Consider the following 25,396-nt stretch of genomic DNA (forward strand, 5'->3'; position numbering starts at 1 on the left):
CAGGGGCGACGATCAGCACCAGGTGCGGCACATCAATTGGCGCGAAAGCGTACACAGGCCGCTAGGAGCGAGAGTATGAACAAATCGTCAATTTGGAAAGTCATCTTGATTGTGTGCGCCGCCGTCGGCGTGATTGCCATCCTTGGTGTGGTAGGGATGCTTTTGATGCATCAGCGCATGATGGGCGGTCTGAGCTGTTGCTAGTCCGGGTAAGCAACGTAGCGGCGCCTGGGCACCGGAATGGAAGCCCCCAGCCGTGCGAGCCATTGCAAGGAGGTAACCAGTGGACGCCCCCTTTCCGACCGCTATTTGCTCCGTCTGCTCGACTTCCTGGTGCGCTTGCGCGAGACCGTGCCATGCTGGTCGCGAATTCGCCGGGGGCCGTGCCGTCGTCGCAGATACCAAGCAAACAGTCCGAGCATACAAAGGAGGATGGCCAGTGAGCTCAGGACGACGACGAGGACATCGTGGGGCAGATCAAAAGGGTTGTGGCGCACGGTCTGATTCGATTCGGAGTTGGCTTGCCAGGATCGTTGCGCAGTGGCGCCCATGGCTGCCAGCGTGACGTTGCTAGGCCATGCCGTGACGCGCACGGCCGCCGGCGGCGAACCCGTGCGCGCATGGGGCGATTACTTGCGCTGCATATCCACGACCGTCGGCGCGCCATCCACCTTGTCGAATGTCACCGACACGGCATCGCCTTCCTTGAACTTGCCAAGCGAGGCGCGATCCTTGACCGGGAACACCATGGTCATGCCGGGCATGCCCAGATTCTCGATCGGGCCGTGCTTGAGCGTGACCTTCCCGGTTTGCGCATCAATCTTCTTGATTTCTGCGGGCACCGGCCGAGCTGCCTGTTGCGAGGCGGCGGGCGCCTTCATGTCCATGCCGTCCATCGAACCCGCGGCGAACACGGCCGGCGCGGCAATGATGGCCAGGGCGGCGGCGAGGGTCTTGAGGTGTTTCATTGTGATTCCTCCTGAGGTGTGAGGTTGGGGGAAAGGGAAGCCTGCTTGATCTGACGGCGGCGTAGCAGCAGATACACCGCCGGGACCACAAACATGGACAGCAGCGGCGCCGTCACCATGCCGCCGACCATCGGTGCAGCGATGCGCTGCATCACTTCTGAGCCGGTTCCGTGCGACCACATGATCGGAAGCAGGCCGGCCAGAATTACAGCTACGGTCATCGCTTTCGGGCGCACACGCAGCACGGCGCCTTCCTGGATGGCATCGAGCAGGGCCGCAAGACTGTTTTGCCCATCCTCGAGCCGTTCCTGCCAGGCATGCTTCAGATAGAGCAGCATGATGACGCCGAATTCCGCAGCGACCCCGGCCAGTGCAATGAAGCCGACAATCCCGGCCACCGACAGGTTGTATCCCAGCAGATAGAGTAGCCAGAAGCCGCCGATTAAGGCCAGCGGTAGAGTGCCCATGATGAGCAGCGCCTCATCCAGCCGGCCGAATACCAGGTAGAGCAAGACGAAGATGATCAGCAGGGTGAACGGGACCACTACCTTCAGCTTCGCGGTGGCGCGCTCGAGATACTCGAATTGTCCCGACCAGCTCAGGGAGTACCCGGCTGGCATCGGGACGGCTCTGGCGACTGCCACCTGCATGTCTTGCACGGCAGAGCGCAGGTCCCTGCCGCGAATGTCGACGTAGATCCACCCGGAGAGCCGCGCATTTTCACTGCGCAACATGGGCGGCCCTTGCACAACCTGGATGCGCGCAACGTCGGCCAGCGTGATTTGCAGCCCCTTGTCGGTCACGATCGGTAGTCTGCGCAGTTGCTCGATGGAGTCCCGATAGTCGCGCGGATACCTGACATTGATCGGAAAGCGCGCAAGCCCGTCGACCACTTCGCCGACGTTTTCGCCACCGATGGCCGACGAGACGATCGCCTGAACGTCGTCAATGTTCAGGCCATACCGGCCCGCAGCCGCCCGGTCGATATCGACGTCGATGTACCGCCCGCCAGTGAGCCGCTCGGCCAGCGCGGAGGTGACTCCGGGAACCGACTTGACGGCCTCCTCGATGCGCGTGGCCAGTCGATCGATTTCCTTCAGGTCCGTACCGGCGACCTTGATCCCCACCGGGCTTTTGATGCCGGTGGCGAGCATGTCGATGCGGTTGCGGATCGGTGGCACCCAGATGTTGGACAGCCCTGGCACCCTGACGACCCGATCGAGCTCCTCCACCAGCTTGTCGGTGGTCATGCCGGCACGCCATTGGTCCTTGGGCTTGAACTGGACGGTGGTCTCGAACATCTCGATCGGCGCCGGATCGGTGGCGGTATCGGCGCGGCCCGCCTTGCCGTACACCGTCGCGACCTCTGGCACTGTCTTGATGAGCCGATCAGTCTGCTGCAGGAGCTGGGAGGCCTTGCCTGCGGAAAGGCCCGACAACGCAGAGGGCATGTAGAGCAGATCGCCTTCATCCAGGGGCGGCATGAATTCGCCGCCAATGCGCATAATGGGCCACGCGGTGGCGATCAGCAGCACGGCGGCGATCGCCAGCGTGGTCTTCGGATACGTGAGCACCTTGCCGAGCAATGGCTGGTAGCCGCGAATCAGCCAGCGATTGAGCGGATTGGCCTGCTCCGACGGAATTTTTCCGCGGATCATGTAACCCATCAGCACCGGTACCAAGGTGACGGACAATCCGGCAGCGGCTGCCATGGAATAGGTCTTGGTGAAGGCCAGCGGCGAGAAGAGCCGGCCCTCCTGCGCCTCCAGCGTGAACACCGGAATGAACGACAACGTGATGATCAGCAGCGAGAAGAACAGGGCCGGCCCAACCTCGGCGGCAGATTTGCCGATGACGCGCCAGTGTTCATGGGCGCTGAGTTCGCGCTGCGGATTGTCGGCATGCCAGTGCTCGAGATGCTTGTGCGCGTTCTCGATCATGACCACCGCGGCATCGACCATCGCGCCGATGGCGATGGCAATCCCACCCAGCGACATGATGTTGGCATTGACGCCCTGGTAGCGCATCACCAGGAAGGCGGCCAGCACGCCCAGCGGTAGCGAGACGATGGCCACCAGCGCCGAGCGCAGGTGAAACAGGAACACCAGGCAGACCAGCGCCACGACCGCAAATTCCTCGATCAGCTTGGTGGTGAGATTGGCCACCGCCCGCTTGATCAGTGCCGAGCGGTCGTACGTCGTAACGATCTCGACGCCCTTGGGCAGGCTCTTCTGTAGGGTGGCGAGCTTGGCCTTGACCGCTTCAATGGTCTCCAGGGCGTTCTTGCCCGAGCGCAGCACGATGACGCCGCCGGCCACTTCGCCCTGGCCATTCAGCTCGGCAATGCCACGCCGCATCTCGGGGCCGAGCTGCACAGTGGCAACGTCACCCAGCCGTACCGGGATGCCGGCGTCGCTGGTGACCAGCGGAATCTGGCGAAAGTCGTCCAGCGTTTTCAGATAGCCGGTCGCCCGCACCATGTACTCCGCTTCGCCCAACTCCAGCACCGAGCCGCCGGTTTCCTGGTTGGCGCCCTTGAGCGCTGCCAGCACCTTGGCCTGCGATAGGTTATAGGCGCGCAGTCGATCCGGCATCAGCACGATCTGGTATTGCTTGACCATGCCGCCGAGCGAGGCCACTTCGGCGACGTTGGGCAGGGACTTGAGCTCGAAGCGCAGGAACCAGTCCTGCAGCCCCCGTAGCTGGCTGAGGTCATGCTGGCCGGTCTTGTCCACCAAGGCATACTCATAGATCCAGCCGACGCCGGTTGCATCGGGACCGAGCGCGGGCTTGGCTGCCGCCGGCAGCCGCGACTGCACCTGATTCAGGTACTCGAGCACGCGCGAGCGCGCCCAGTACAGGTCCGTGCCGTCTTCGAACAGCACATAGACATAGGAGTCACCGAAGAACGAGTAGCCGCGCACGGTCTTGGCGCCGGGCACCGATAGCATGGTCGTGGTGAGCGGATAGGTCACCTGGTTTTCCACGATCTGCGGCGCCTGGCCAGGGAAGGGCGTGCGGATGATCACTTGCACGTCGGACAGGTCTGGCAGCGCGTCAAGCGGCGTACTCTGTACCGCCCAAAGCCCCCAGGCGGTCACCATGACCGTGGCGAGCAGCACCAGGAAGCGATTGCGGATGGAGGCGAGGATGAGCCGGGCAATCATGGCTTCGCTCCTGCAACGGCGGCGGCCGACTCGACCGCGGACAGGGTCGCCACGCCGTCCTTGTCCAGTCCGAAGCGGAACCGGACCTGATCCCCTGGCTTGAATCCCTTGGGCATGCCGGCTGGCGGCGCGGCAAACTCCATCGTCATGGCGCCCCACTGCGCCGACGGAATGGGGCCATGGGAGATCGTCATGCTCTGCTCGGTGACGGTCTCGATCCGGCCGACGCCTTGATGTTCCGGCCCGGGCGCTGCAGCGGCGCCAGGCGCCGACGCGCCGGCTGCAGAGGCGGCCGTGGGCGCGGTCATGCGCTGCGCGGTGCCGCGCAGGCTCGCCTCCGAGTCGATCAGGAACTGTCCGGACACGACCACCTTCTGGCCCGCTTTGAGGCCCTCAATGACTTCGGTTTGGCCGCCTGCAGCCGCGCCGGTCTTGACCTCCACGGGGCTGAACCCGCCCTGGCCGGATGCCACCATCGCGACCGTGCGTGTGCCGGTACGGATCAGCGCCTCGGTGGGCACGAGCAGGCGATCCGGCCCAGGAGCGGCGTCAAAGCGCACCGAGACAAACATGCCGGGCAAGAGCTGACGGGCCTTGTTCTGCAATTCGATGCGCACCTTGACCGTGCGGGTACCGGCGCTGATATCTGGCAGGATGGCGTCGACCTTGCCCGACAGCGTCTGGCCGGGCAAGGCTGCCGCGGTGGCCGACACGGTCTGGCCGGGCCGCAACGGGGCGGCCTGACTCTCAGGCACCTCGGCGATCACCCAAACGGTTGCTAGGCTCGCAATGCGAAACAGGGTCGTTCCCGGCGAAACCGTCATGCCATCGCGCGCACCGATTTCGGTGACGATGCCGTCGACCGAACTGGTGACCGTCAGCCGCGGCTGCAGTTTGCCGGTGGACTGCACCAACCGGATATGACTCTCGGTCATGCCCACCTGACGCATGCGCGCAATGGCGGCCTCGCGCAGCTCGCGCTGGAGGCTGCCGTCCATCCGGCTCACGGCCAGATATTCCTCCTGCGCCGCGACCCATTCCGGCGCATAGATTTGCGCCAACGCTTGACCTTTGCTGACCGGATCGAGGGTGGTCCGAGCGTACGCGTGCTCCACGAATCCGCTGGTGCGGGCCTGCAGCACTTCGATGCTGCGTTCATTGAACGCGACATTGCCCGGCACTTGAAGTGCGGCCTCGAGTCGGCCGGTCTTCACCTCGATCGTGCGGATGCCAAGGTTCTGTGTCACGCGGCTGTCGATGGTGACGGCCGCGCCGCCGCTGGCTTCTTCGTACACCGGCGACAACGGCATATCCATGTACGGCGACTTGCCCGGCTTGTCAAAGCGCTGTCCGGGCACCATCGGGTCGTGCCAGTAGAGAATGCGCTTGCCAGTTTTCGGGTCAATGTCCCCAGCCTTGAGGGCGGCACCGCTGGCGCTGCTGCCAGAGGTTGCCGACGCGGGCGACTGCTGGCGCCCTTGCTGTTGACCGAGGTAATAGGCAGCCCCAACGCTTGCCACCACCATCAGGCCTGCCACCGTCCGTGCAATCGTGGTCTTGTTCATGGTTGAGCTCCTTGCAGTGACGTGGGCTGGACTGCGGTGGGTAACGGCATCAGGAAGGTCAGGTCCGCCCAGAGTCGGGCGGTGGCGGCCTCAAGTTTGAGGCGCTCAAGCGAAATATTGAGCGCCTTGCGGCTGGCATCGGCCACGGCGGTCAGGGTGCCGGCACCCGCTCGATAGGCAGTCAGGGCCGCTTCGGTCTGTGCCTTGGCCAGCGGCACCGTGGTGCTCCGATAGCGCTCGAGCCGCGCCTGGCTGAGCGCCAGCTCTGCCTGCTTGCCGCGCAACTGCCCGAGCAAGCCGCGGCGTACGACTTCGGCTTGCGCGCGCGCGGCGTCGGCCTGCGCAAGCTTTGCGGCCAGTTCCCGATCCTGGCGATGCTTCTGGTCCCAGGGAAGCGGCAGTGAGACGTTGAGCGAAACCATGTTGGAGTAGGCGGGGCCGCGCTGGCTGTACATCAGTTCCACGCTCACATCCGGGATCTTGTTCTCCCGAGCGACCCGGCTTTCCGCCTCGGCGACGCCAACCTGTGCCTCGGCCGCCGCCACCTCCGGCAGTTGCGCCACGCCGCCGGCATCCAAGGTATTGAGCCAGGCCGGCGCCTCAAAGCCAGGGGGTTCGGCCAGGGGAAGTTCTGCAGCCTCGCCCACCCAGCGTCGCAGCATCGCTCGGGCTGATACCAGTGCGGCGCGGGCCTCGTCTTCGCGATCTTGCAGTTGACGGAGCTCCAGTTCGGCGGCCAGGATGTCGGCACGGGAGCCGCGGTTGCCGCGATAGGCGGCCTGCGCCGCGTCTACCATCAGCTTGATGGATTGCGCTTGCTCATTGAGCACGCTGTAGGCACGTTCGGCGTTCCAGCGGTCCAGCCAGGCCGTCGCGGCGCCGCGCTGCACCGTCGCCAGCGCCGCCGTACGCTGGGCCTCTGCCGAAGACGCCTCGGCTTCGAAGCGCTGGGCGCGAGCCTCACGCTTGGCCGATCGCGTGAACTCCTGCATCAGGCTGATCGAGCGCATCGTCATCGATTCCGTGCCGAGGGAAAACCGGTCGGGTCCGTTCGCCGGCACGTTATTGACGCCAACCTTCAGGACTGGGTCAGGTAACTGCCGGCCAGCCACCGCCATCTCGATGGCGGACTGGACCGCCGAGTGCGATGTTTCGGCATCCGTCGAGTGGGAAGACGCGAGCGCCACGGCTTCCTGCAAGGAGAGTGCGGCCGCGGGTTGCGCCCATCCGGGATGGGCAGCGGCGAACAGCGTAAGGGCGAGCGTCAGATGGCACCCATACGCAAAGGGAAAACGCAAATGCATAAAGCCTCCGCTAAGCAACGACCACCCTGAACACCATGGTTTCAGGGCACGATAGCAAGCATTGCTTCGGAGGCTAGTTTCGGAAACAGCAGTGGAGAATGGGCAGGGGGCGAGGGGGCGCGCGCGGCACCGCGTCGGCGTAGACCGCTCGCTGGCTGACGAATATCGGCACCATCGCCGGCTCAACCAGATTGACAAGCACGGGCTGGAACGCAGGAATCTGCGGGCTGGGGTGGTCGGCCGACTTGGAGCCAAGCTGGCAGTGCTCCAGGCACAAGCCATCATGGGCAGCCGGCGCTTCGGCCTTCTGCGTCATCTCGGGACAGGACTCCGTCATCCCGGCCATGTCCGCCATGCCGTCCATCGAATACCGGCTGCCCGCGCAGGCGTAGGCGGCCGCTGCCAGCTGAACTGTCAGGAATGTACTCAGCAGGAAGGCGGCAAGCCAAAGCCGGCGAAAACGGGTACGCACGTTGAAGATGTCCGATTTGAGCCGAATGGTAGCAGCGTTTGGCCGCTTTCGGCACTTTGCCCTCGCGGCCGTTTGCCGCAGATCAAATGCAGACGGGGTAGCCCATCCGGGGAGCGTTCCGGCGAGCCACGCAAACTAGCTCGCCGGTTTCCAGGCTCGGTTACTTGGGCTGCCCCAACATTTCGCGGCACTTTTGCATCATCGCCGCGTGGTCCTCCGTCTGCTGTTTTTGTTGTTGCGCCTCAGCCCGCTTGGCATTACGAGCCTTTTCGATCACATACCAGTCCGGACCGGCGACCGCTGACAGCGAGAGCCCCAGGGCGACGGCGCCCCCTAGCGCGTGAAGAAAGAATTTCATGATGTTCCTCGTTCTGGGTATGCAGCGCGCCGCCTAAACCCACCAGCGAGCGGCAGGCGACACTGCAAATGTCGAAATCAGACAGGAGCACGTTGGTGCGATGGCACCCAGTGCGGCACCCTGCCGTGCGGGACCGCCCTACAGACAGAACCGTTTGGGCGGGCGCTCGAGGCGAGGCGGAACGACGGAGCGATATGCGAACTCCGGATGCGCGACCAACACGCTGGTCCATGCATCCGTGGCGGCGGCGGTGGCCAACGGCGTGCCCGCGAGGATTGCACAAGCGGAAATCGTGCAGGGAAGACGAGATGGGCCGCTGACATGTCGGTCATCGGCGCAACTGAATTGACTGACGCAGTCATGGGGACTGCCGCTCTCGACACTGGCTTGCGCCGCTTGAGCAGGTATGTGTGCTGGCATTTGAGCGATGCCAGCGATACAGCAGCTGTCCAACGGCCCGGCCTGAGCCCGCAGGGGCAAAGCCAGCGCCAGGGTCAGCAGCACGACGAGACGCCAAAGGCGATTCATGGGCTTACACATTGGGCCCCTCCGAGCCGACGTGCGGTAGCGCCGTCGCGGGAACCATATTGAGTATGGAACTTCATCTTGCGCGAGACACGGTTGAGTCCGACATGGCGCTGCCCGCAGGGCAGTTCGACGCGAACGACAGGTAGACCTCGTCGAGCATGCGATGCTTGTCGCCGGCCAATTGTTCCAGGGCAGCCAGGAGGTGCTCGGCCACGCCGTACTGCTGCTGTGCGCATGCCAGACGGAACGCGGCGAACACGTCATCAAATAACGTTGGCGTTGCAGTCGTCATGCATTCCCCGCTGGATGCGTGGTTCGGCCAAGGCGTGATCGCCGCGATGCCGTCCTCATTTGCACTATGGACCTTCCCACGGGGGTAAGGTCAAGCAGTGCGTAGGCTGGCGTCGCGCGTCGATTGAAGACGACCGGTAAGCGCCACCCATGCGCAGGCGCTAGGCGTCAGGCTGGTGTAGAGAGCGAACCCGCCGTGAATCGCCCCGGCATTCGCGGCGCATGCGTTTCAAAACCGTCGATGCATACACGGTCCACTTCCGGCACTGAGGCGTAACACGCAGTCACGCCACGGATCCGAGTCTTTCTGATAGCCGAGCTTTTCGCAAGCAGGCCCCTCAACGCGTAATGAGGTCTCCATATCGCGCTCGGCGTGCGCGGTACGTTCAGCGACGGTCGCGCACCCGGACAACATGACGGTAATGAGTAATAAGACACGCATGAATTTCTCCTTTGCTCCTAGATGAAGGGAGTCCGTTGCGGTGGTCCAGGGCGCGACACGACCGGGAACCAGCGAAGCGGTGTGCAAACGGCGATGCCGTTATCGTGAATCTAGGTTCTGATTGCTTTTGCACCAAGATCTGCCTTTGCAGAATGGCCCGCTGCGGGCCATCTTTCAGCGACCTTACTTCAGATTGCTATGCAATTACCCAACCATTTCAAGCTGGTCATCCATGTTCGGTTGGGCTTTCGTCCCAATGATGTTCCTCGGCTGACATTCACGACCAGCTCGTATTACGCGACCATTACGTGCAGGAAATTTTTTCTGTGTTGTCTTGGCCTGGCAGCAAGCGTTTCCGTTTGGAAATTGCCGCCATCATTACCCGAGCATTACGCGACAGTCATCAAATTCGACTCGCGCGTCATTGCCAGGGCAATAGCGTTACAAGCGCTCACATTTGTAGGGAAACGCGAACACTGCCGGCAATGCAGAAGTCGTATGCTCCCACCCTCTACACATGCAAAGGAGAAAACATGAAAAAGCTTCCAATCCTGGTCGGCACCGCGCTGGTCATCGGGTTCAGTTACGCCAATGCGCAGACGCATGTCTACACGCATGATGGCTATGGTCGGGCAGGCCTCTACCCGTCACGGCCGGCGCCTGCCGCTGTGCACGTCGTGCCCGCGGTTGCGGTGGTACATGATGCGCAGCCCTCGTACGGGCATGGCACTGCGCTGCGCGAGGCGCATCGCCAGCCGCGCCACGGCATCGAACATGGGCGACGTGAGCCTGAGCGCCGCCGGCACAATGCCGCTCACGGTTCACGCGGCCACTGACGCACTCGCCTGTCATATTGATTGCCCGCAGGCGTGCCGACGCCGGTAGTGACGCCGGCGTCCGTTGGAAAAAGTCAGGGGAAGCGCTGCGTCTGTCATGTCCCCGTCATTCTACTGACAGGCGGCTCGTATAGACTCCCGACTCAATTGATGCTTGATGCCGCCGGATGAGAAGGCTGTTGCGCCACCTATTGCTTTGGCTCGTTGTATTTGCATTGCCGATGCAGAACGTCGGCGCAGCGGCTACTCTTTCGTGCGGCGAGCTGACCGAGCTGCGGCAGGGCGCCGGTCTCTTTGCCACCCTTGCCACCATCGACGTCGCTGACGAGGCGAGCGCCGACGAGGCCGACGCACACTGCGATCCGAGGTCGCATCACTGTCCAGCAAGCAAAGCGCGCGGCAAGGCGCGCGGTTGTCAGGCGTGTTCTGCCTGCTCGGCCGCCTCGCCACTTGCCATCTTTGCCTTCTTGGGGACCCAAGCGTTGCCCATGAACGGCGCACTACCTGCGTCTCTTCTGTGGATATTTGCCAGCACAACGCCTGAGACGTTGCTGCGCCCGCCTTCCCGCCATCTCTGACGCCGCCCACGCAACTCCTGGGCTGGCTACCTCCACCTTCGTAGATGTCGTCCTTCGGCCTGACCGAAGACGAAACAAACCTGCCTGCGCTCGTCCCTGTGCGAGAGCAAGGCAGGGCAATTATGGTGCGGCGTGCGATGTCGCCTGGCGGTCGCGCGCGCAGCACGATATTGGAGACAGCGATGCGCATCTGTAATCAATGTAAGGCCCCGCTCAAAATTGACGTGTGGGCGTGCACCGCGTGCGGTTGGCAGCCCCGTGTTCTCGCCGGCGTGCTCTGCCTGGCACCTGCCATGATGGTCGACCATGATGGGTTTCACGAACCGCTCTTTGTCGAGTATGAGAAGCTCGAAGCGACGCACTTCTGGTTCGTCTATCGCCGCAAACTGATCCTGGACGCACTGCAGCGCTACTTTCCGGCCTTGCGCTCGTTCATGGACGTCGGTTGCGGGACCGCGGAGAACCTGCGCGCAGTCCAGGCCCGCTTCCCGCGTGCACGCCTGGTCGGCGGCGAGGCCTCGTTGCGCGCACTGATGAAGGGGCAGCGCAAATGCAAAGCTCAGTTGTTGCAGATGGATGCCCGCGCAATTCCCTACAGCGACGCCTTCGATGTCCTCGGGGCGTTTGACGTCATCGAACACGTCGACGACGACGCCCAAGTGCTAGCGGAGATGTACCGTGCCTGCAGGAATGATGGGGGAATCGTATTGACAGTGCCCCAGCATCCGTCGCTGTGGAGCCATATGGACGATGCGGCCAAGCACAAGCGGCGCTATACCCGCCAAGAACTGGTGAAGAAAGTGGAGGCGGCCGGATTCGAAATCGTGGACGTCACCTCCTTCATGACGCTGCTGCTGCCTGCGATGGCCATCTCCCGGTTGTGGCAGCGCGCCAAGCCGCCCGGCGATGCCATGGACGACGGGTTTCGCATTGGGGCGGCCATGAACGGCACGCTCGGGTGTGTTTGCACCCTCGAGCACAACCTAATACGGGCCGGCTTGCGTTTCCCGGCAGGCGGCTCGCTGTTGCTGGTGGCCAGGAAGAAGGGATGTTCTTTGTAGAGAGCGCAGTCACGCATGGGCCCATCGCGGCGTTTAGCGTCAACGACGAGGACGCCGCGGGCCGCGTCTCAAGCGCTCGCCAGGCTCGTCTGTGCGCAAGAGCGGACCTTCTTCCGGAATGCCTTGGCTCGCGCTGCCGTCAGGGCAAGCGTCGCAGGCGCGGCCCTCGCGACTGACAATCCAGGTCGTTAACCGCGACGACGTACCCATTTCTGCAACGCAGATGGATGCGGGAAAGCTTACGGGGATGTAATTCGCGAGTAACGTCGTCGTGAGTCCCAGCCGCCTACCATGACACCTAAGAGGTTATGCCTCGAAACGTTATGGAGCGCATCATGAACACCAAGAAGACCGCTTTGACCGCTTTGACTGCATTGGCGCTGGCGGCCCTCTCCGTCCTATCCAGTTCACCGGCGTGGAGTGCGGACCAGACCAGAACCAATGCGGGCGACAACTGGGCGGAGCACGTGCGGCGGCAAGCCGCCGACCAAGCCAGCTCACCGGCACCGCTCACAGTGCCCAGCGCGATGGCTATAGCGCAGGCTGCTACTCCATTGGGGCCGCAGGCGACGCTCTTCGGTAGCCTGGCGCCAGCGAACACGGCTGCACGCGCGGTGACGCTCGCTCCCGGCCTGAAGTCTGTCAATGTGGCCTCCGGCGACACCGTTACTTTTCGCAGCGGCGCGCAGGAAGCCACCTGGACATTCGCCGAGCTTGTTCAAGGAAAATCCGTGGATCTTGGCGTCCTGTTCCCAGCGATGCCCAACGCCCAAGGCGTGCGCGTCTATATCGAGCGCAGCAAGCTCTATACCGGTGGCTAAGAAAGGCCGGTTTGCCAGGAGTGAAAACATGACACATTTGTAATTTTGTCGTCAGGCCCTGGTGGGGTACATCTTTCTACACTGCAAGTGCAGGCTCACTGAGCCACTATCGAAACAAGGAGAAATAGAATGCGTACATTGAAGAAGACTGCCTTGGTGGCATTGACCGTGGCAACCCTTGGTGGCGTCGCGGGCATCGCGAATGCTGGCGTCAATTCGCCGCGAGACCCCTTTACCGACGGCGGGCACGCCATGGGCACGCGCGATCCGTTCACCGATGGCAGTCACACCATGGGCACGCGGGACCCGTTCACCGACGGTAGCCACGCCGTAGGCCCTCGCGACACGTTCAGCGACGGCGCCTAAATCTCGGCAACGCGCCGACCCGTCGGGGCGATGGGCCGCTTGCTGGGCCGGTGCGTTGACGCGGGGCGGGTATCGGGAAACTGTCCCGATACCCGTTATTGTGCTTGCGCGCGCGCCGAGGTTCAGCCTTGCCCATGCGCCGGCTCGGGTCGGACCAGGCCTGATCTAGGCAGACGGCATAGGCTGCAGCGGCCGGACCGCACCCAGCCCAGCGAGTCATCATCGCGCCTTCGGCGCGATTCTTTTTGTCTACCGCCGGCTCAACACAGCGTTGCGTGCTGCAACGGCTGCGGCTGGTAATGCCCGGCCTTTCCCCCCATGCGCCAATGTTGGAACCGAATCTAAACCGGTCGCGCCGTGACCCGCCTTCGCCCGACACACCACCAAGCGGGGCGCGCGCAAATTGGGTGGGTCGCCCCTGGCGTCTGGAGGTCGGCGTCGAGACCTTGCTGCTCGGCTGCTGCCTATATTTTGTTCTCGTCCTGAACGGTCCGTTTTGGCGGGCGCTCTTCGCCGAACGGCCGTTGAGCGGGCTGCGCGATCTGGGCTACGGCGTGGCAGTGGGCACCGCGCTGGTCACGGCGCATTTTGTGCTGCTGGCGCCGTTCATGAACCGCTGGACCGCCAAACCGTTATTGACAATATTGGTCGTAGTGGCCGCCGGTGCCAGCTATTTCATGGGTCAATACGGCATCTACCTTGACCCCGGCATGGCCCGCAATGTGCTGCGCACCGACGTGGCGGAAGCTCGCGAGTTGCTGACGCTGCGTATGATGGGCAGCATCGCGCTCTTGGCACTACCACCATTGTTGTTGTTGCCGTGGGTGACGCTGCGCCAGCGTTCACTGACGCGAAGCGTTGGCCTGCGCGTGGTCGCGATGTTGGTGGCCGTTGTTGTCGGCGTGGGGACGCTGTCCTTGGTGTTTAAGGATTTCGCAGCCCAGATGCGCAATCATAAGGAGATCCGCTATCTGCTCGCGCCGGTCAATGTAGTGTACGCCTTTAGCGGGGCGCTGGCACGCGATGCCAGTATCGCGAACCGGCCGCGCCAGCCGGTGGGCACCGATGCCCGGCTCGGCGCTAGCTGGGGCGAGCACAACAAGCCCCTGCTCTTCGTGATGGTCGTGGGAGAAACCGCACGAGCGGCGAACTGGGGGCTCAGTGGCAGGTCGCCTCATGACACGACGCCGAACCTGGCGCAGCGCGCTGTGATCAATTTCGCTCAAGTCACCAGTTGCGGCACCAATACCGAGGTCTCTCTGCCCTGTATGTTCTCGTCCCAGGGACGTCGCAATTACGACGAAGATGCCATCAAGGCCAGCGAGTCATTGCTACACGTCATCGGACGAGCGGGACTGAAGGTGGGGTGGGCAGACAATCAATCGGGATGCAAAGGCGTCTGTGCAGGCCTGCCCACGTGGCAGCCGGATCCTCAGGCTATGTCGGCGTTATGCGATCGCGACCGCTGCCTGGATGAAGTGTTGTTAGCCGGGGCGGAAGCTTTGCGGCACCAGCTACCTGGCAGCTTGGTCGTGGTCCTGCACCAACTCGGCAATCATGGTCCCGCGTACTACCGGCGGTATCCGGCCCGATTCGCGCAGTTCGGTCCGACTTGCGACACCGATGATCTCTCGCGCTGTACCCCAGAGCAAATTCGCAACGCGTACGACAATGCATTGCTGTACACCGATCATATGCTCGCACGCACCATCGACTGGCTACAACAACTCGAGGCGCGCTATGACACGGCCATGATCTATGTATCCGACCATGGCGAGTCGCTGGGAGAGCGCGGACTGTTCTTGCATGGCATGCCTTACGCGATTGCTCCGCGGGAGCAGACCGATGTACCGATGGTGATGTGGTTCTCAGCCTCATTCGCCCACCGCATGCGGCTCGATGTCTCCTGCCTGCGCGCGCGTGCGCGCGAACCCGCCACGCATGACCACTTATTCTCCACGGTCTTGGGCCTGCTGGATATCCGCACCCAGACCCGGGATGCCACCATGGATTTGTCGGCACGCTGCCGCAACGGATAATGCCGCTCATGAGAGAAATGCCGTTGGTTCAGACGCCCGCCAGTCAGCGTTGGCTGCGCCAGCAATGGTGGCTGCTGGCATCGGCCGCGCTGGTGCTGGCCTACGTGTTCCAGCGCACCGAACTTGACCTCTGGCTTGAGGGCCGTTTCTACGATGCCGGTCGGGCGGTCTTCCCATTGCGCCAGCACTGGCTATTTGAAGCGGTGCTCCACAAAGGCGCGAAGTGGCTCACTTACCTCGCCGTAGCCGCGGCCATGGGTGTCTGCTGGCTGGGCTGGCGAGGGCGTCTGCCTTGGCTGCCGCGTCGCAATGTGTTGCTTGCCGCTGCGGGCATGGTGGTGATCCCGTTGAGCGTCACGCTCCTGAAGCTCATGACGGGACGCCATTGTCCCTGGGACATGGCTCAGTTCGGCGGCAGCCTGCCCTATATGCGGCTGCTGGATCCGCTGCCAGCTGACGTCAAGCCGGGACAATGCTTTCCTGCCGGTCACGCGGCCACCGGCTTTCTCTGGGTCGTGTGGGGGATCGCATTGCGTCCCGCCGGCCGTCGTTGGGCGTGGGTTGGGCTGGCTGGCGGACTGCTACTGGGCGGCACACTTGGCGCGGCCCGCATGGCGCAGGGCGCGCACTTCCTGTCGCACACGCTCGCGACCCTCTGGGTGGCGTGGGCGGTAAGTTTGCTACTCGCGTGGGCGCTGGGAGCCGACGTGCGGTTAGCCAGCGCCGCGCCGCGCCAAAGCCAGGAAGACTGCCCGCGCCATCGCAGACCACCGCCAGAACGCGACTCACAACTGTCTCGCGATGGCCTCGATCGGCTTTAAGCCACTGCCAAAGCGCGCAATGCTTTCGCGATGCTCGCGCAGGCTGGAATAGGGGACATAGCGGATATTAAGTGCCGACACACGGCTAAAGGCCGGGCGGCTCAGTTGCGCGCGCACGTCGCCTTCGCGATCATCGGGTGCGACGAGGAAGAGATGCTTGCGGGCGGACTGGTCGGAACCGAGCGCCAGATCCAGCATGCGCACGATGCCGGAATAGATCGAGGTGGTATGTTCGACTTCAAAGGCGGCTTCGACCTCGAGGGTGGTGGCGTTTAGCCAGACAGTGTCAATCAATGGAACGGTATCGCCTCCCGCCACAAGCAGCGCCGGCGGCAACGTTGAGAGACAGCCCTGGCTCAAGGGCTCGCCGTTGTACAGCCGACTTCGGTCGTTCGTGGCAATCCAAACGGCAAAGCCGAGCGACTTGCCGAGATCGCGCAGCCATCCCTGCACTTCGGTATGGGTGGCGTCTTCGGCCTGCCCCAGCTGAATCTGCCTGGCAAGCGCGGCAGCCTGCTCGCGCACCTTGGCCAGTTCCTGCTGCCAGACGGCCACATCGTGGGCCTGCGCTTGCCGCGGTGGCAGCGGATAGCGCTGCATGCCGATGTCAAACAGCAGGCCCGCGATCGCGCCAAGGTCATTGGAGAGCAAATCCCGATAACGCTGATTCAGGGCGAGCACCCCCTCGCGCATCGCCAGATAGTGATCCCATTTGCCAAGCTTGACCGACGAGCCTGTCAGGGCGTTATAGCCATTGACAATCGCGGTATTGAATGGCATCACCAGCGTGGGATGAATGAAATACAGCAGGTTGGCCGCCGCCGGCCCGAGACCCTTGATGCCGAGGCTGCTCAGCTGGCGAATCGCATCAAGGACTTCGGATTCGGTGTCACAGCAGTTGCAGGTATGGAGCAGTCTGGCAAAAGCACGCTGATTGTCGGCATGCTCATAGATGTCTGGAATGCGCAGTTTTGGCTTCCACAGAAAGGCGTGATCCGCGCCTTTGAAAATCTGCCGTTGCTCTGCGATTGAAGACACCACGGTCTCGAGCGATGACCCCCGATACGCGTTGCCGAATGTACCGGCCTGGATCTCGTCGACCACCGCGCCGATGCCACGCCGAATCGAGCGGAAATTCTTCAGCCGCTCCGGCCAAAGAAACCAGGTTTGATAGGCGCCGGCGGGATCGGTCTTCCAGCGCTCAATGAGGATGCGGATGGTGTCGGTCATGGTGTGCATTTTTGCCGGGCAGTGTATCACCGTGAGGCCTTTTGACCTGGCGCAATGTTGACGCGAACCGGCTTGACCTTCCCATTATCGGAAGCTCTACCGTTATCACAAGAAAGCTGGGCGCGGCGATTGACTGCCGGTCAGCTTCCCGTCATGGTCAAGTAAAGAGTCTGTCATGAAAGCATGTCATTCCCCATCGACGCATCACGGCACCAACGCCGGCCAAGTCCGTCGGTTTCGCTGGTCGCTGCGTTGGGGGATCGTCCTTGCTGCCGTGGCAATGATCGCCGCCATCGCGCTCGGGATGCCGCGTTGGAGTGCGGTTGCTTCCTGGTTGCCGTTTGCGCTAGTGTTATTGTGCCCGTTGATGCATCTATTCCATGGCGGCCACGGGCGCAGCGCGCCTTCGAAAGAGGGCGGCGATCCAGTGGACGGACAGCGCCACGACTAACAGGAGGCCTTCCATGAATGAACCCAGCAGCCAGCGCCACCCACCGAAAGCGGGCCACCATGACAACGCAACAAGCCCCGGTCATGGCGCGCATGCTGACCAGCACCATTCCCATGGCCACGGTGCGCCGCACGAGAGCCCTGTGTCAAGTGTCGGCACGGCCAAAGATCCGGTCTGTGGCATGGTGGTGTCGGCTGACTCGGCATTCCAGACCCAACACGCTGGCAACCCTTATTATTTTTGCAGCGCATCGTGTCAGCGCAAGTTCGAGGCGGACCCGGCCAAGTATGCCGTGGCTGCGGCAGCGCCTGCCGCGGCCCCTTCAGCCGCCCCGGATGCGGAATCGGGGCCGCCGGGCACGATCTACACCTGTCCGATGCACCCCGAGATCCGGCAGGATCATCCCGGCAACTGCCCGAAATGCGGCATGGCGCTGGAGCCGCTGTTGCCAGACCTGGACGAGACCGAGAATCCGGAGCTGGTGGATTTTCGGCACCGTTTTTGGTGGACGCTGCCGTTGACGGTGGTGACCACGGTGTTGGCCATGCTCGGCCATCGATTCGGGTGGATGCAGGCGGCGACGCAGAGCTGGGTCGAATTGGTCCTGTCGACGCCGGTGGTGCTTTGGGCGGGTTGGCCTTTTTTCGTGCGGTGCGCCCAGTCGTTCCTGCATCGCAGCCCCAATATGTGGACGCTGATCGGTCTGGGGACCGGTGCGGCCTATGCCTATAGCGTGGTGGCAACCGTGGCACCGGATGCGTTCCCGCAGACCTTTGCCGCCCACGGCCGCATCGGCGTGTACTTTGAGGCCGCGGCCGTCATCATCTCGTTGACGCTGCTCGGCCAGCTGCTTGAACTCAAGGCGCGATCGCAAACCTCCGCGGCGATCAAATCGTTGCTCGGGCTCGCGCCCAAGACGGCGCGCCGCATCGGGCGCGATGGCGCCGAGGAGGATGTGCCTCTCACTCATGTGCATGTCGGCGATTTATTGCGCGTCAGGCCCGGGGAAAAGGTGCCAGTCGACGGCATCGTGACCGAAGGCAGCAGTTCGGTGGACGAATCGATGATCACCGGTGAACCGATGCCGGTCACCAAGCGCGAAGGCGACCGCGTTATTGGCGCCACCATGAATACCTCAGGCAGCCTGATCATCCGGTCGGAGAAGGTTGGCGCACAAACGGTGCTCTCCCAGATCGTGCAGATGGTGGCGCAGGCGCAGCGCTCAAAGGCGCCGATGCAACGCATGGCCGATAAGGTCGCGGGCGTGTTCGTGCTCGGCGTCATCGGCGTCGCCGTGGTGACGTTCTTTGCCTGGGGCCTGTTCGGTCCACCGCCGAGTTGGGTGTTCGGTCTGATCAATGCAGTTGCGGTCTTGATTATCGCCTGTCCCTGTGCATTGGGGCTGGCCACGCCGATGTCGATCATGGTTGCCAGCGGCAAGGGCGCCACCAACGGCGTGCTGTTCCGCGATGCCGCCGCGATCGAGAACCTGCGCAAGGTCGACACCCTGATCGTCGACAAGACCGGTACGCTGACCGAGGGGCGGCCAGCCTTCGAGCGTGCAATTGGCGCCAATGGCTATGCCGACGACGAGGTCCTGCGGCTGGCGGCGAGCCTGGACCAGGGCAGCGAACATCCGCTGGCCGCGGCGCTGGTGGAGGCGGCCCGCATTCGTGGCTTGGCGCTGGAGAAGCCACAGGACTTTGAATCGAGCACGGGCATCGGTGTGCGCGGTACGGTCGGTGGGAAGACACTCGCCATTGGGAACACGGCGCTGATGCAAGCCGACGGCATCGACACCGAGGCGCTGCGCGCCCAAGCCGATACGCTGCGCGTACAAGGCGCGAGCGTTATGTATCTTGGCGTCGATGGCCGTCTGGCCGGGCTGCTGGCGGTGTCGGATCCCGTCAAAGGCTCAACGCCCGAAGCGCTGGCGGCCCTGAAGGCCGAGGGCATCCGCGTGGTCATGGCCACCGGCGACGGCGTGGCCACGGCAAAGGCGGTGGCCGCAAGGCTGGACATTGCGGAGTTCCACGGCGAAGTGAAGCCTGCGGACAAGCTTCAGCTGGTGAGCCAACTGCAGCAAAGCGGGGCGGTGGTCGCCATGGCCGGTGACGGCATCAATGATGCCCCGGCGCTGGCCAAGTCGGATGTGGGCATCGCCATGGGCACGGGCACCGATGTGGCGATGAACAGTGCTCAGGTGACGCTGGTCAAAGGCGACCTGCGTGGCATTGCGCGCGCACGCGAGCTATCCGAGGCAACCATTCGCAACATGAAACAAAACCTTGGCTTCGCGTTTATCTATAACGCGCTCGGGGTACCGTTAGCGGCAGGGGTGCTGTACCCGTTCACCGGTTTGCTGCTTTCGCCTATGATTGCCGCGTTGGCAATGAGCCTGAGCTCGGCCTCGGTGATCTCCAATGCGCTACGCCTGCGGCAGGCAGAGATTTAAGCTGGCGATGAGGCACTCGACCGGTGCTGACTTGTCTATTGACATGATGTTTTTCGGAGAATCCATGAAGTATTTCTTGGCCACTGCCGCATTGCTCGCGGCCGCCACCGGCGCGCAAGCGGCCTCGCCGACGCTAACGGTGTACAAGGATCCCAGTTGTGGCTGCTGTGCAGAATGGGTCAAACACGTGAACCAGGCCGGCATCCAGACCAAGGTCATTGATTCGTCCGACATGACGGCGGTCAAAGCCAGGCTCGGCGTCCCGACCCAGTTCGGCTCCTGCCATACCGCGGTGATCGATGGCAGCGCGCAGGTGGTGGAGGGGCACGTGCCGGCAGCAGCGGTGCGCAAGCTCGCTGCGAAGCCGACCTTGAAAGGGGTCGCAGTGCCCGGCATGCCGGCAAACTCGCCAGGCATGGGGCAGATGGACGGAAAGCTTGTGACAGTGGATTTTAGCGGCAAGCCATTCTCGAAAGACTAGGACTGCAGCGGGGCTGCGCGGGTAAGCGTTGCCAGAACTTCAGAACTGCCAGACAAAGGACATGGAAGAGTCAACTCAGTCGCGCTGGATCGTGGCCTGCGTGTTGGTGGTGGCCGCCGCGGCGGCCACCGGGGTCGCGCTCAAGGCGAAACGCTATCTGGAGCCACCCTCCGGTGGACCGCAGACGCTCAGGGAAGGGCGCCAACTGCGCATCGATGCCACGGATGCCGCGCAGCTCGGTCGCGGCAGGCAGCTGTACGCACAGGCCTGCGCGTCGTGCCATGGCGTCAAGCTCGAAGGCCAGCCTAACTGGCGCGAGCGGCTCGCAAATGGCCGGATGCCGGCGCCCCCGCATGATGCATCGGGTCATACCTGGCACCATGCGGACGCGGTGCTGTTTGCCATCACCAAGAACGGGCTCGTTGCCGGCGTGACCGCGCCGAGAGGCTATGTCAGTGACATGCCAGCCTTCGGCCAGTCGATGTCGGATGACGACATCATTGCCGTGCTCGCGTACATCAAGAGCACTTGGCCTGAGAAAATGGCAGTAGCGCAGCGCGAAGCGACCGCGCAGTATGCGAGCCCGAAGTAGCGACCCAAGCAAACACCGCAAGCAGGCGCTCCGGTCAGCGATGGCGCCTACGTCCGTTTCGAGCCTAGCCTGGGCTGCTGCAGTGACCCTGCACGAGCTGTCGCGGTGTGTACGCCACAGCTGACGAACATGTCGCGTTGAGCGGCCGGCTTGCTGGTATTCAGGCGCTTGGATCGCGCCTGGTAATTTCTGTCTCTTGCCTGCCTGCCCGCTCGCGCGTGGCACACAGCTGTATGCGAGCAGCGGTCGCGCGCCGTCGAAACGGCTCGAACACGCGTGCCGCTACGCCGATGACTCGTCGTGGGCGAAGATCGGCGAACGCTGCGCCGCACTAATCCCCTTACGTCGTCCAGAAGAGATACAAAAGCCCAAGCACGACCAGCGCCGCCCCAATGATCGAGTAGTAGCGCATGCCATGCAGGGGCTGGTCTGGATGGCCTCGCCGGTGAAAGACGAGTCTCATAGCCGTTATGGAAAGTCGAGCATTGCCATATGGTAGACCCAGCGCCGGTGATTTACCTTGACGTGTCTGCACGGCGGTCATTGAATGAATGCTGAAACGCGTCGCCACGAGAGCGGAACCATCCGCCGATTCACTTCTAGGGGTCCTGGAGACTACGATGCTGACACCACATGAAGTGGCCACCCTTATGCTGATCGACGACGCAGCCCCCAATCTCGCCGACCTCGATCACGCGTCGATCGAGGCATTGATTGAGCGGCAGCTGGTGCATCTGGAAAAATTGGCTTACGGCGATCGTCTGCACATCACGCCGCGGGGCAGTGACTTTTTGCATGCTCTCGCTAAATTGCATTAGGCTGGTCTGCAAACGCACTTGCGCACTGAAGGCTATGCGTTGCGCGTTGCGCAGTATGCCGCGATATGGCTAGACCCGGCGGTGCCCCTCGGGTCTGCAAGCGCCAAGTCAGCGGACCAAGGCGGACGTTCCACCGCCTACTGGTCCGGATGCGGCGTGGGGGAGGGCTGTCGAAGTGGTCGTCTGGCACAGCGTCCAGTAAGCAACCAATACGTCATGAGCTGCCCCGATAGAGCGGGCTTGGCGCGATGATGGCCGTGATGCCTTTGGCTTCCGGCAGATCCGGCAAAAGGAAGTTCAGCGCAACTGCCGATCGTCCACTACTTGTGGTCATAAAGGTCCAAGCCACCGTGCGGTTGGCGCCCCGGAAAGCAACGGTTTCTCCAGAGGTGACATTAACGTATCGCGCACCTGGCCGCAGCGTGATCGACCGAGTCGCCGTCTCGACGGCAGCGACGGTACCATACAAATCGGCCCTAGCAGGTGGCAAAGGCGCACACGCCGACGCCATGCCGAAGGCAGAGAGTGCCAGTGCGATCCGTAAAGCCTGCGTGGTAGTCATAATGAGACTCCCTGTCGATGTGCGGCAAGGTCTAACGGACCCGCCTTTGCGACAACCCGACTTCCACCCGCGCCAAGGACGCACGCAGCTTGGTGCTGCGCTGATCTGTGGGCAACTGGCAAGGCTACCGGCACCCAAACGCGAGTTGCCGCACGATCTAGTCTAATCAGGGCATTCCAACGATAACGTTGCCCAAACGTTACATTCTGGACAGGTAACAATGTGGTCCACGTCATGCCCCACAAGTCAACGCTTCCAAGTGGGGAGGATCACGCGCAAGAAAACGGGTCCGCCACGGCGGCACCATGACCCAACCTACGCTGTCGAACCCTCAGCATCGGTGCGCCGTTTTGTTCGCCGCCGGACGCACCCGTCGTCGCGCTTTTTACTTGACGGCCACCTTGCCGACCATGCCGGCTTCGAAATGGCCCGGCACCAGACAAGCGAAGTCGACGGTCCCAGGACCGTCGAACTGCCACACCAGTGTGCCTTGTTTGCCAGGTGCGAGCATAATCTGGTTCGGGATAGAGTGCTTAGCATCAGGCATGCTGCGCATCATCTGCGCGTGCTCTTTCAACTCAGCGGCGGTACCGATCACCATTTCGTGCTCCACTTTGCCGACATTCCGCACGACAAAACGCACGGTTTCACCGCGCTTGACCTGAATCGAGTCGGGCGCGAACCGCATCGTGTCGCTCATGGTCACGTTAACCGTGCGTGAGACCTTGGCCGGCTTGCCCGGCTGACCGGCAGCGGACTTACTGGCGCTAGCTGGGCTCGCATGGCCCTCCATGCTGCCGGCAGCCCACACCAGCATCGGCGACAGCCCCAACACCAGCAGCAACGACTTGAGCGTCTTCATGGCATCTCCTTGGCGGTTGTTTGAGAGCAAGACAAGCGCAGCCTTGCTGCGCGGTTCGTGAAAACGTGGCTACATGCCCGCGGGGGATAGGATGCCGAGCGAGGCGACAAGAGCTAGAATGAGCGTTGCCGCACTGGTCTCGAACATCAGGCTGCGCCGCAAGGTACGAACGGCGACGGCATGGTCGCCCGTCCGTAGGGCATGCTCCAGGCGCGGGCTCAGATGAAAACGGTTAGCCGCGGCAAGGGCGAGCATGGTACCGAACAGCGCCAGCTTGGACGCCAGCAGTCCACCGTATGAGTTCAGCGACAGTTCTGGCAAGACCGGACCGACAATCAACCAATAGTTCACTGCGCCGGTAATGACCAAGGTTGCGACAACGATCATACCCACCTGAGCGAAGCCGTTTGAGGTGCGGCTCAGTAGGGCAACCTTGGCAGGTGTGGCAGAGGGATGCGACAACAACACGAACGCGAGCAGAGCGCCGACCCATGCGCCGGCGGCCATTAGATGCGCGATATCCGAGGCAAGGTGAATGTAGCGTCGAATGCCATCATCCATGGCGCCATGGCCGCCCCAGGCAAGCGTGGACAGCGCGACGCCGCCCGCTGCAGCCAGAACCCAGAATTGAAGTTCTGGCCGTTTGCGGACAAACAACGCGACCAGCACGCAGAGGACCAGGGCAACGAGTCGCACGACCCAGGCCGCGCCAAACGCGGTGCCTGTCACAATCATTTCGAAGACATGGCCTTGCAGTTCGGCGTAGGATGCGGCACCGGTCATGCCCTTGGCCATGATGGTGATATTGGCCAGCGACAGGACGATGCCCAGGGCCGCGACCGCCGCGCCAAGCGTCAAAAAGCGCGCACCCGTTGGCGACGCCATTTCCTCACGGCGCAGTGCGTACAAGCCAAACAGCGGCAGACCAAACAGTGCAGTCAGGTCGAAATAGAGTGCGAAACGCACTGCAACAGTTGCCCAGTCCATCGGCGGATCACTTCACGGTGAACGCGATGTTGCCATTAATCGGGTGCGTGTCGGACGACACTGCACGCCAATCGACGCGGTAGCTGCCAGGCGCCAGCGTCTGGGCCGGGGTGATCACCATGGTCTTGGGGTCGTCGCTGCCGGCAACCTTGGCGGCAATTTTCATCGGCGCATGGTTGGCCATGCCGGGCATGCTGGTCATGACGAGGCTGGCCCCGGAGAATTGGGTCGCGAGGTTCTCTGAAAACTTCAGCTCGATCTTCTGCGGCGCCGCCACCTCGGCCTTGTCGGCGGGCATGGACGATACCAGCTTTGGATGGGCGAAGGCTGCAGTACTAGCCAGCACAGCGGCGGCTGCCAGAGCGGCACGAATGGTGAAGCGGGGCGCTTGCATGGTGAACTCCAAATATGAGTGTGGATTGAAATACGTGGTTAGAACCACATGCGAACACCCGCTACAAAACGGGTTTCGCCACTTCGGCCGCCGGCGGTGCGAACCATGTCGGCGGTATTGCCAAAGGTTTGGTACCGTTCAATGCCGATATAGGGAGCGAACTGACGGCTGAACTCATAGCGCAGGCGCAGACCCACGGCACCGCTGGAAAGCCCGCTGCCCACGCCGACCTCGGGATCGTTCTTGCCATAAAGATTGGCCTCGATTCGGGGTTGCAGGATCAGGCGCTGGGTAATTAGCAATTCATACTCGGCTGACAGGCGCAGCGCAGTGCGACCTTCGGTGCCGATATAGCCAGTAGCGTCGACCTCGAACCAGTATGGCGCCAGGCCCTGGATACCGAAGGCCAGCCAGTTTCGGGTTGGCCGGCCATAGCCGGCATCGTTGCGGATACCCAGCTGCGTGTCCCAATAGGTGGCAATGGCATGACCCCACAGCAATTCGGTCCGCGCCTCGTGGATCTTGCGCCTCTCGGATTCGCCTTCGGCCTTGATCACGAGGCGGTTAAAGCTGCTGCCAATCCACGCTTGCGCCTCATAGGCAGCGGCATTGCTCTCATTTCCCTTGACCCATTCCAGCCGGTCAACGAGTACCGAGGCAAATAGGTGTTCGTCTGCCATGTGCAGCGAACGGTGCGGACCAATGGCGTATTGACCCACGCCGAGCTGATAGCCCCCTGAGTAACCGTGCGGGTCGCGCGCATCCGCGGGCGCGCTCCCCCCTTGCATCTGCATGTCGCCATGATCCATGCCTTGCATCGAACCCGTGCCTTGCATCTGGCTGTGGTCCATGCCCTGCATCGAACCCATGCCCTGCATCTGGCTGTGGTCCATGCCCTGCATCGAACCCATGCCCTGCATCTGGCTGTGGTCCATGCCCTGCATCGA

At 62.8% G+C, this 25,396-nt stretch carries 26 protein-coding genes; 13 read left to right on the top strand and 13 right to left on the bottom strand.

The genetic code is table 11. The features are described from left to right. The first annotated feature begins 75 nt into the window (after positions 1-75). Positions 76-204: a hypothetical protein gene (locus KHO18_RS28640; RefSeq protein WP_255637895.1), complete on the top strand. Its 129-nt coding sequence runs from the start codon at positions 76-78 to the stop codon at positions 202-204. A 425-nt stretch (positions 205-629) separates the two neighbouring features. Here the strand turns inward: KHO18_RS28640 and KHO18_RS07760 are convergent, their stop codons facing one another. The 7 genes from KHO18_RS07760 to KHO18_RS07790 all read right to left on the bottom strand — a co-directional run bounded on the left by KHO18_RS07760 (position 630) and on the right by KHO18_RS07790 (position 8,654). Further along, entirely contained in the window at positions 630-968 is a 339-nt protein-coding gene (locus tag KHO18_RS07760; RefSeq protein ID WP_053821763.1) for a copper-binding protein, read from the bottom strand. After that, positions 965-4,135 carry an efflux RND transporter permease subunit gene (locus KHO18_RS07765; RefSeq protein WP_116359812.1) on the bottom strand — a complete coding sequence of 1,057 codons (3,171 nt, stop codon included), beginning with the start codon at positions 4,133-4,135 and terminating at the stop codon, positions 965-967. Before KHO18_RS07765 ends, KHO18_RS07760 begins: the two co-directional genes overlap by 4 nt. Then, positions 4,132-5,700, bottom strand: a complete 1,569-nt coding sequence (locus KHO18_RS07770; protein ID WP_053821765.1) for an efflux RND transporter periplasmic adaptor subunit — start codon at positions 5,698-5,700, stop codon at positions 4,132-4,134. The genes KHO18_RS07765 and KHO18_RS07770 overlap by 4 nt, the downstream gene beginning before the upstream one ends. Then, the gene (locus tag KHO18_RS07775; protein ID WP_116359813.1) at positions 5,697-7,004 is read right to left on the bottom strand and encodes a TolC family protein; all 1,308 of its coding nucleotides are present in this window, start codon (positions 7,002-7,004) and stop codon (positions 5,697-5,699) included. The genes KHO18_RS07770 and KHO18_RS07775 overlap by 4 nt, the downstream gene beginning before the upstream one ends. A gap of 73 nt (positions 7,005-7,077) precedes the next feature. Then, positions 7,078-7,476 (bottom strand): copper resistance protein, encoded by a 399-nt coding sequence (locus KHO18_RS07780; RefSeq protein ID WP_116359814.1) that lies wholly within the window; start codon positions 7,474-7,476, stop codon positions 7,078-7,080. 160 nt (positions 7,477-7,636) lie between these two features. Continuing rightward, a complete protein-coding gene (locus KHO18_RS07785; protein ID WP_053821766.1) occupies positions 7,637-7,834 on the bottom strand; it encodes a hypothetical protein in 198 nt (65 codons plus the stop codon). A 601-nt stretch (positions 7,835-8,435) separates the two neighbouring features. Beyond that, complete coding sequence (locus KHO18_RS07790) at positions 8,436-8,654, bottom strand: hypothetical protein (protein WP_116359815.1); 219 nt, start codon at positions 8,652-8,654, stop codon at positions 8,436-8,438. A 974-nt stretch (positions 8,655-9,628) separates the two neighbouring features. Here KHO18_RS07790 and KHO18_RS07795 point away from each other — a divergent pair. The 7 genes from KHO18_RS07795 to KHO18_RS07825 all read left to right on the top strand — a co-directional run bounded on the left by KHO18_RS07795 (position 9,629) and on the right by KHO18_RS07825 (position 15,617). Next, the gene (locus tag KHO18_RS07795) at positions 9,629-9,931 is read left to right on the top strand and encodes a hypothetical protein (protein ID WP_035862553.1); all 303 of its coding nucleotides are present in this window, start codon (positions 9,629-9,631) and stop codon (positions 9,929-9,931) included. A 179-nt stretch (positions 9,932-10,110) separates the two neighbouring features. Next, positions 10,111-10,509 (top strand): hypothetical protein, encoded by a 399-nt coding sequence (locus tag KHO18_RS07800; protein WP_144200244.1) that lies wholly within the window; start codon positions 10,111-10,113, stop codon positions 10,507-10,509. Positions 10,510-10,553: 44 nt separating this feature from the next. Beyond that, positions 10,554-11,570, top strand: coding sequence for a class I SAM-dependent methyltransferase (locus KHO18_RS07805; protein ID WP_226994867.1), 1,017 nt, complete (start codon positions 10,554-10,556; stop codon positions 11,568-11,570). A gap of 335 nt (positions 11,571-11,905) precedes the next feature. Further along, on the top strand, positions 11,906-12,391 hold the full coding sequence (locus KHO18_RS07810; protein WP_116359825.1) for a CzcE family metal-binding protein: 486 nt from the start codon (positions 11,906-11,908) through the stop codon (positions 12,389-12,391). Positions 12,392-12,520: 129 nt separating this feature from the next. Then, positions 12,521-12,757 carry a hypothetical protein gene (locus tag KHO18_RS07815; protein ID WP_116359816.1) on the top strand — a complete coding sequence of 79 codons (237 nt, stop codon included), beginning with the start codon at positions 12,521-12,523 and terminating at the stop codon, positions 12,755-12,757. A gap of 407 nt (positions 12,758-13,164) precedes the next feature. Then, positions 13,165-14,796, top strand: a complete 1,632-nt coding sequence (locus tag KHO18_RS07820; protein WP_232346782.1) for a phosphoethanolamine transferase — start codon at positions 13,165-13,167, stop codon at positions 14,794-14,796. Between the two features lie 8 nt (positions 14,797-14,804). Further along, the gene (locus tag KHO18_RS07825) at positions 14,805-15,617 is read left to right on the top strand and encodes a phosphatase PAP2 family protein (RefSeq protein WP_211942955.1); all 813 of its coding nucleotides are present in this window, start codon (positions 14,805-14,807) and stop codon (positions 15,615-15,617) included. On the opposite strand, the gene KHO18_RS07830 is transcribed toward KHO18_RS07825, so the two are convergent. Next, entirely contained in the window at positions 15,582-16,847 is a 1,266-nt protein-coding gene (locus KHO18_RS07830; protein WP_116359826.1) for a type II restriction endonuclease, read from the bottom strand. The genes KHO18_RS07825 and KHO18_RS07830 overlap by 36 nt on opposite strands. A gap of 280 nt (positions 16,848-17,127) precedes the next feature. Here KHO18_RS07830 and KHO18_RS28725 point away from each other — a divergent pair, with 280 nt between their 5' ends. From KHO18_RS28725 to KHO18_RS07855, 5 genes are all read left to right on the top strand, one after another. Next, positions 17,128-17,298 carry a DUF2933 domain-containing protein gene (locus KHO18_RS28725; protein ID WP_223819837.1) on the top strand — a complete coding sequence of 57 codons (171 nt, stop codon included), beginning with the start codon at positions 17,128-17,130 and terminating at the stop codon, positions 17,296-17,298. A gap of 13 nt (positions 17,299-17,311) precedes the next feature. Next, positions 17,312-19,753 carry a heavy metal translocating P-type ATPase gene (locus KHO18_RS07840; protein ID WP_116359819.1) on the top strand — a complete coding sequence of 814 codons (2,442 nt, stop codon included), beginning with the start codon at positions 17,312-17,314 and terminating at the stop codon, positions 19,751-19,753. A 64-nt stretch (positions 19,754-19,817) separates the two neighbouring features. Next, positions 19,818-20,234, top strand: a complete 417-nt coding sequence (locus KHO18_RS07845; protein WP_053823085.1) for a DUF411 domain-containing protein — start codon at positions 19,818-19,820, stop codon at positions 20,232-20,234. Between the two features lie 61 nt (positions 20,235-20,295). Beyond that, entirely contained in the window at positions 20,296-20,826 is a 531-nt protein-coding gene (locus tag KHO18_RS07850; protein WP_053821772.1) for a c-type cytochrome, read from the top strand. 620 nt (positions 20,827-21,446) lie between these two features. Next, positions 21,447-21,644, top strand: a complete 198-nt coding sequence (locus tag KHO18_RS07855; RefSeq protein WP_082371627.1) for a hypothetical protein — start codon at positions 21,447-21,449, stop codon at positions 21,642-21,644. Positions 21,645-21,858: 214 nt separating this feature from the next. On the opposite strand, the gene KHO18_RS07860 is transcribed toward KHO18_RS07855, so the two are convergent. From KHO18_RS07860 to KHO18_RS07880, 5 genes are all read right to left on the bottom strand, one after another. Continuing rightward, on the bottom strand, positions 21,859-22,206 hold the full coding sequence (locus tag KHO18_RS07860) for a CzcE family metal-binding protein (protein ID WP_082371461.1): 348 nt from the start codon (positions 22,204-22,206) through the stop codon (positions 21,859-21,861). A 385-nt stretch (positions 22,207-22,591) separates the two neighbouring features. Next, on the bottom strand, positions 22,592-23,068 hold the full coding sequence (locus tag KHO18_RS07865) for a cupredoxin domain-containing protein (protein WP_053821774.1): 477 nt from the start codon (positions 23,066-23,068) through the stop codon (positions 22,592-22,594). 69 nt (positions 23,069-23,137) lie between these two features. Continuing rightward, a complete protein-coding gene (copD, locus tag KHO18_RS07870; RefSeq protein ID WP_053821775.1) occupies positions 23,138-24,055 on the bottom strand; it encodes a copper homeostasis membrane protein CopD in 918 nt (305 codons plus the stop codon). 7 nt (positions 24,056-24,062) lie between these two features. Then, positions 24,063-24,449 (bottom strand): copper homeostasis periplasmic binding protein CopC, encoded by a 387-nt coding sequence (gene copC, locus KHO18_RS07875; protein WP_053823086.1) that lies wholly within the window; start codon positions 24,447-24,449, stop codon positions 24,063-24,065. Positions 24,450-24,487: 38 nt separating this feature from the next. Then, on the bottom strand, positions 24,488-25,396 hold a 909-nt coding region (locus KHO18_RS07880; protein WP_244844614.1), incomplete at its 5' end, for a copper resistance protein B.

It is taken from the genome of Cupriavidus campinensis, from assembly GCF_905397395.1.
Taxonomy (GTDB): domain Bacteria; phylum Pseudomonadota; class Gammaproteobacteria; order Burkholderiales; family Burkholderiaceae; genus Cupriavidus; species Cupriavidus campinensis.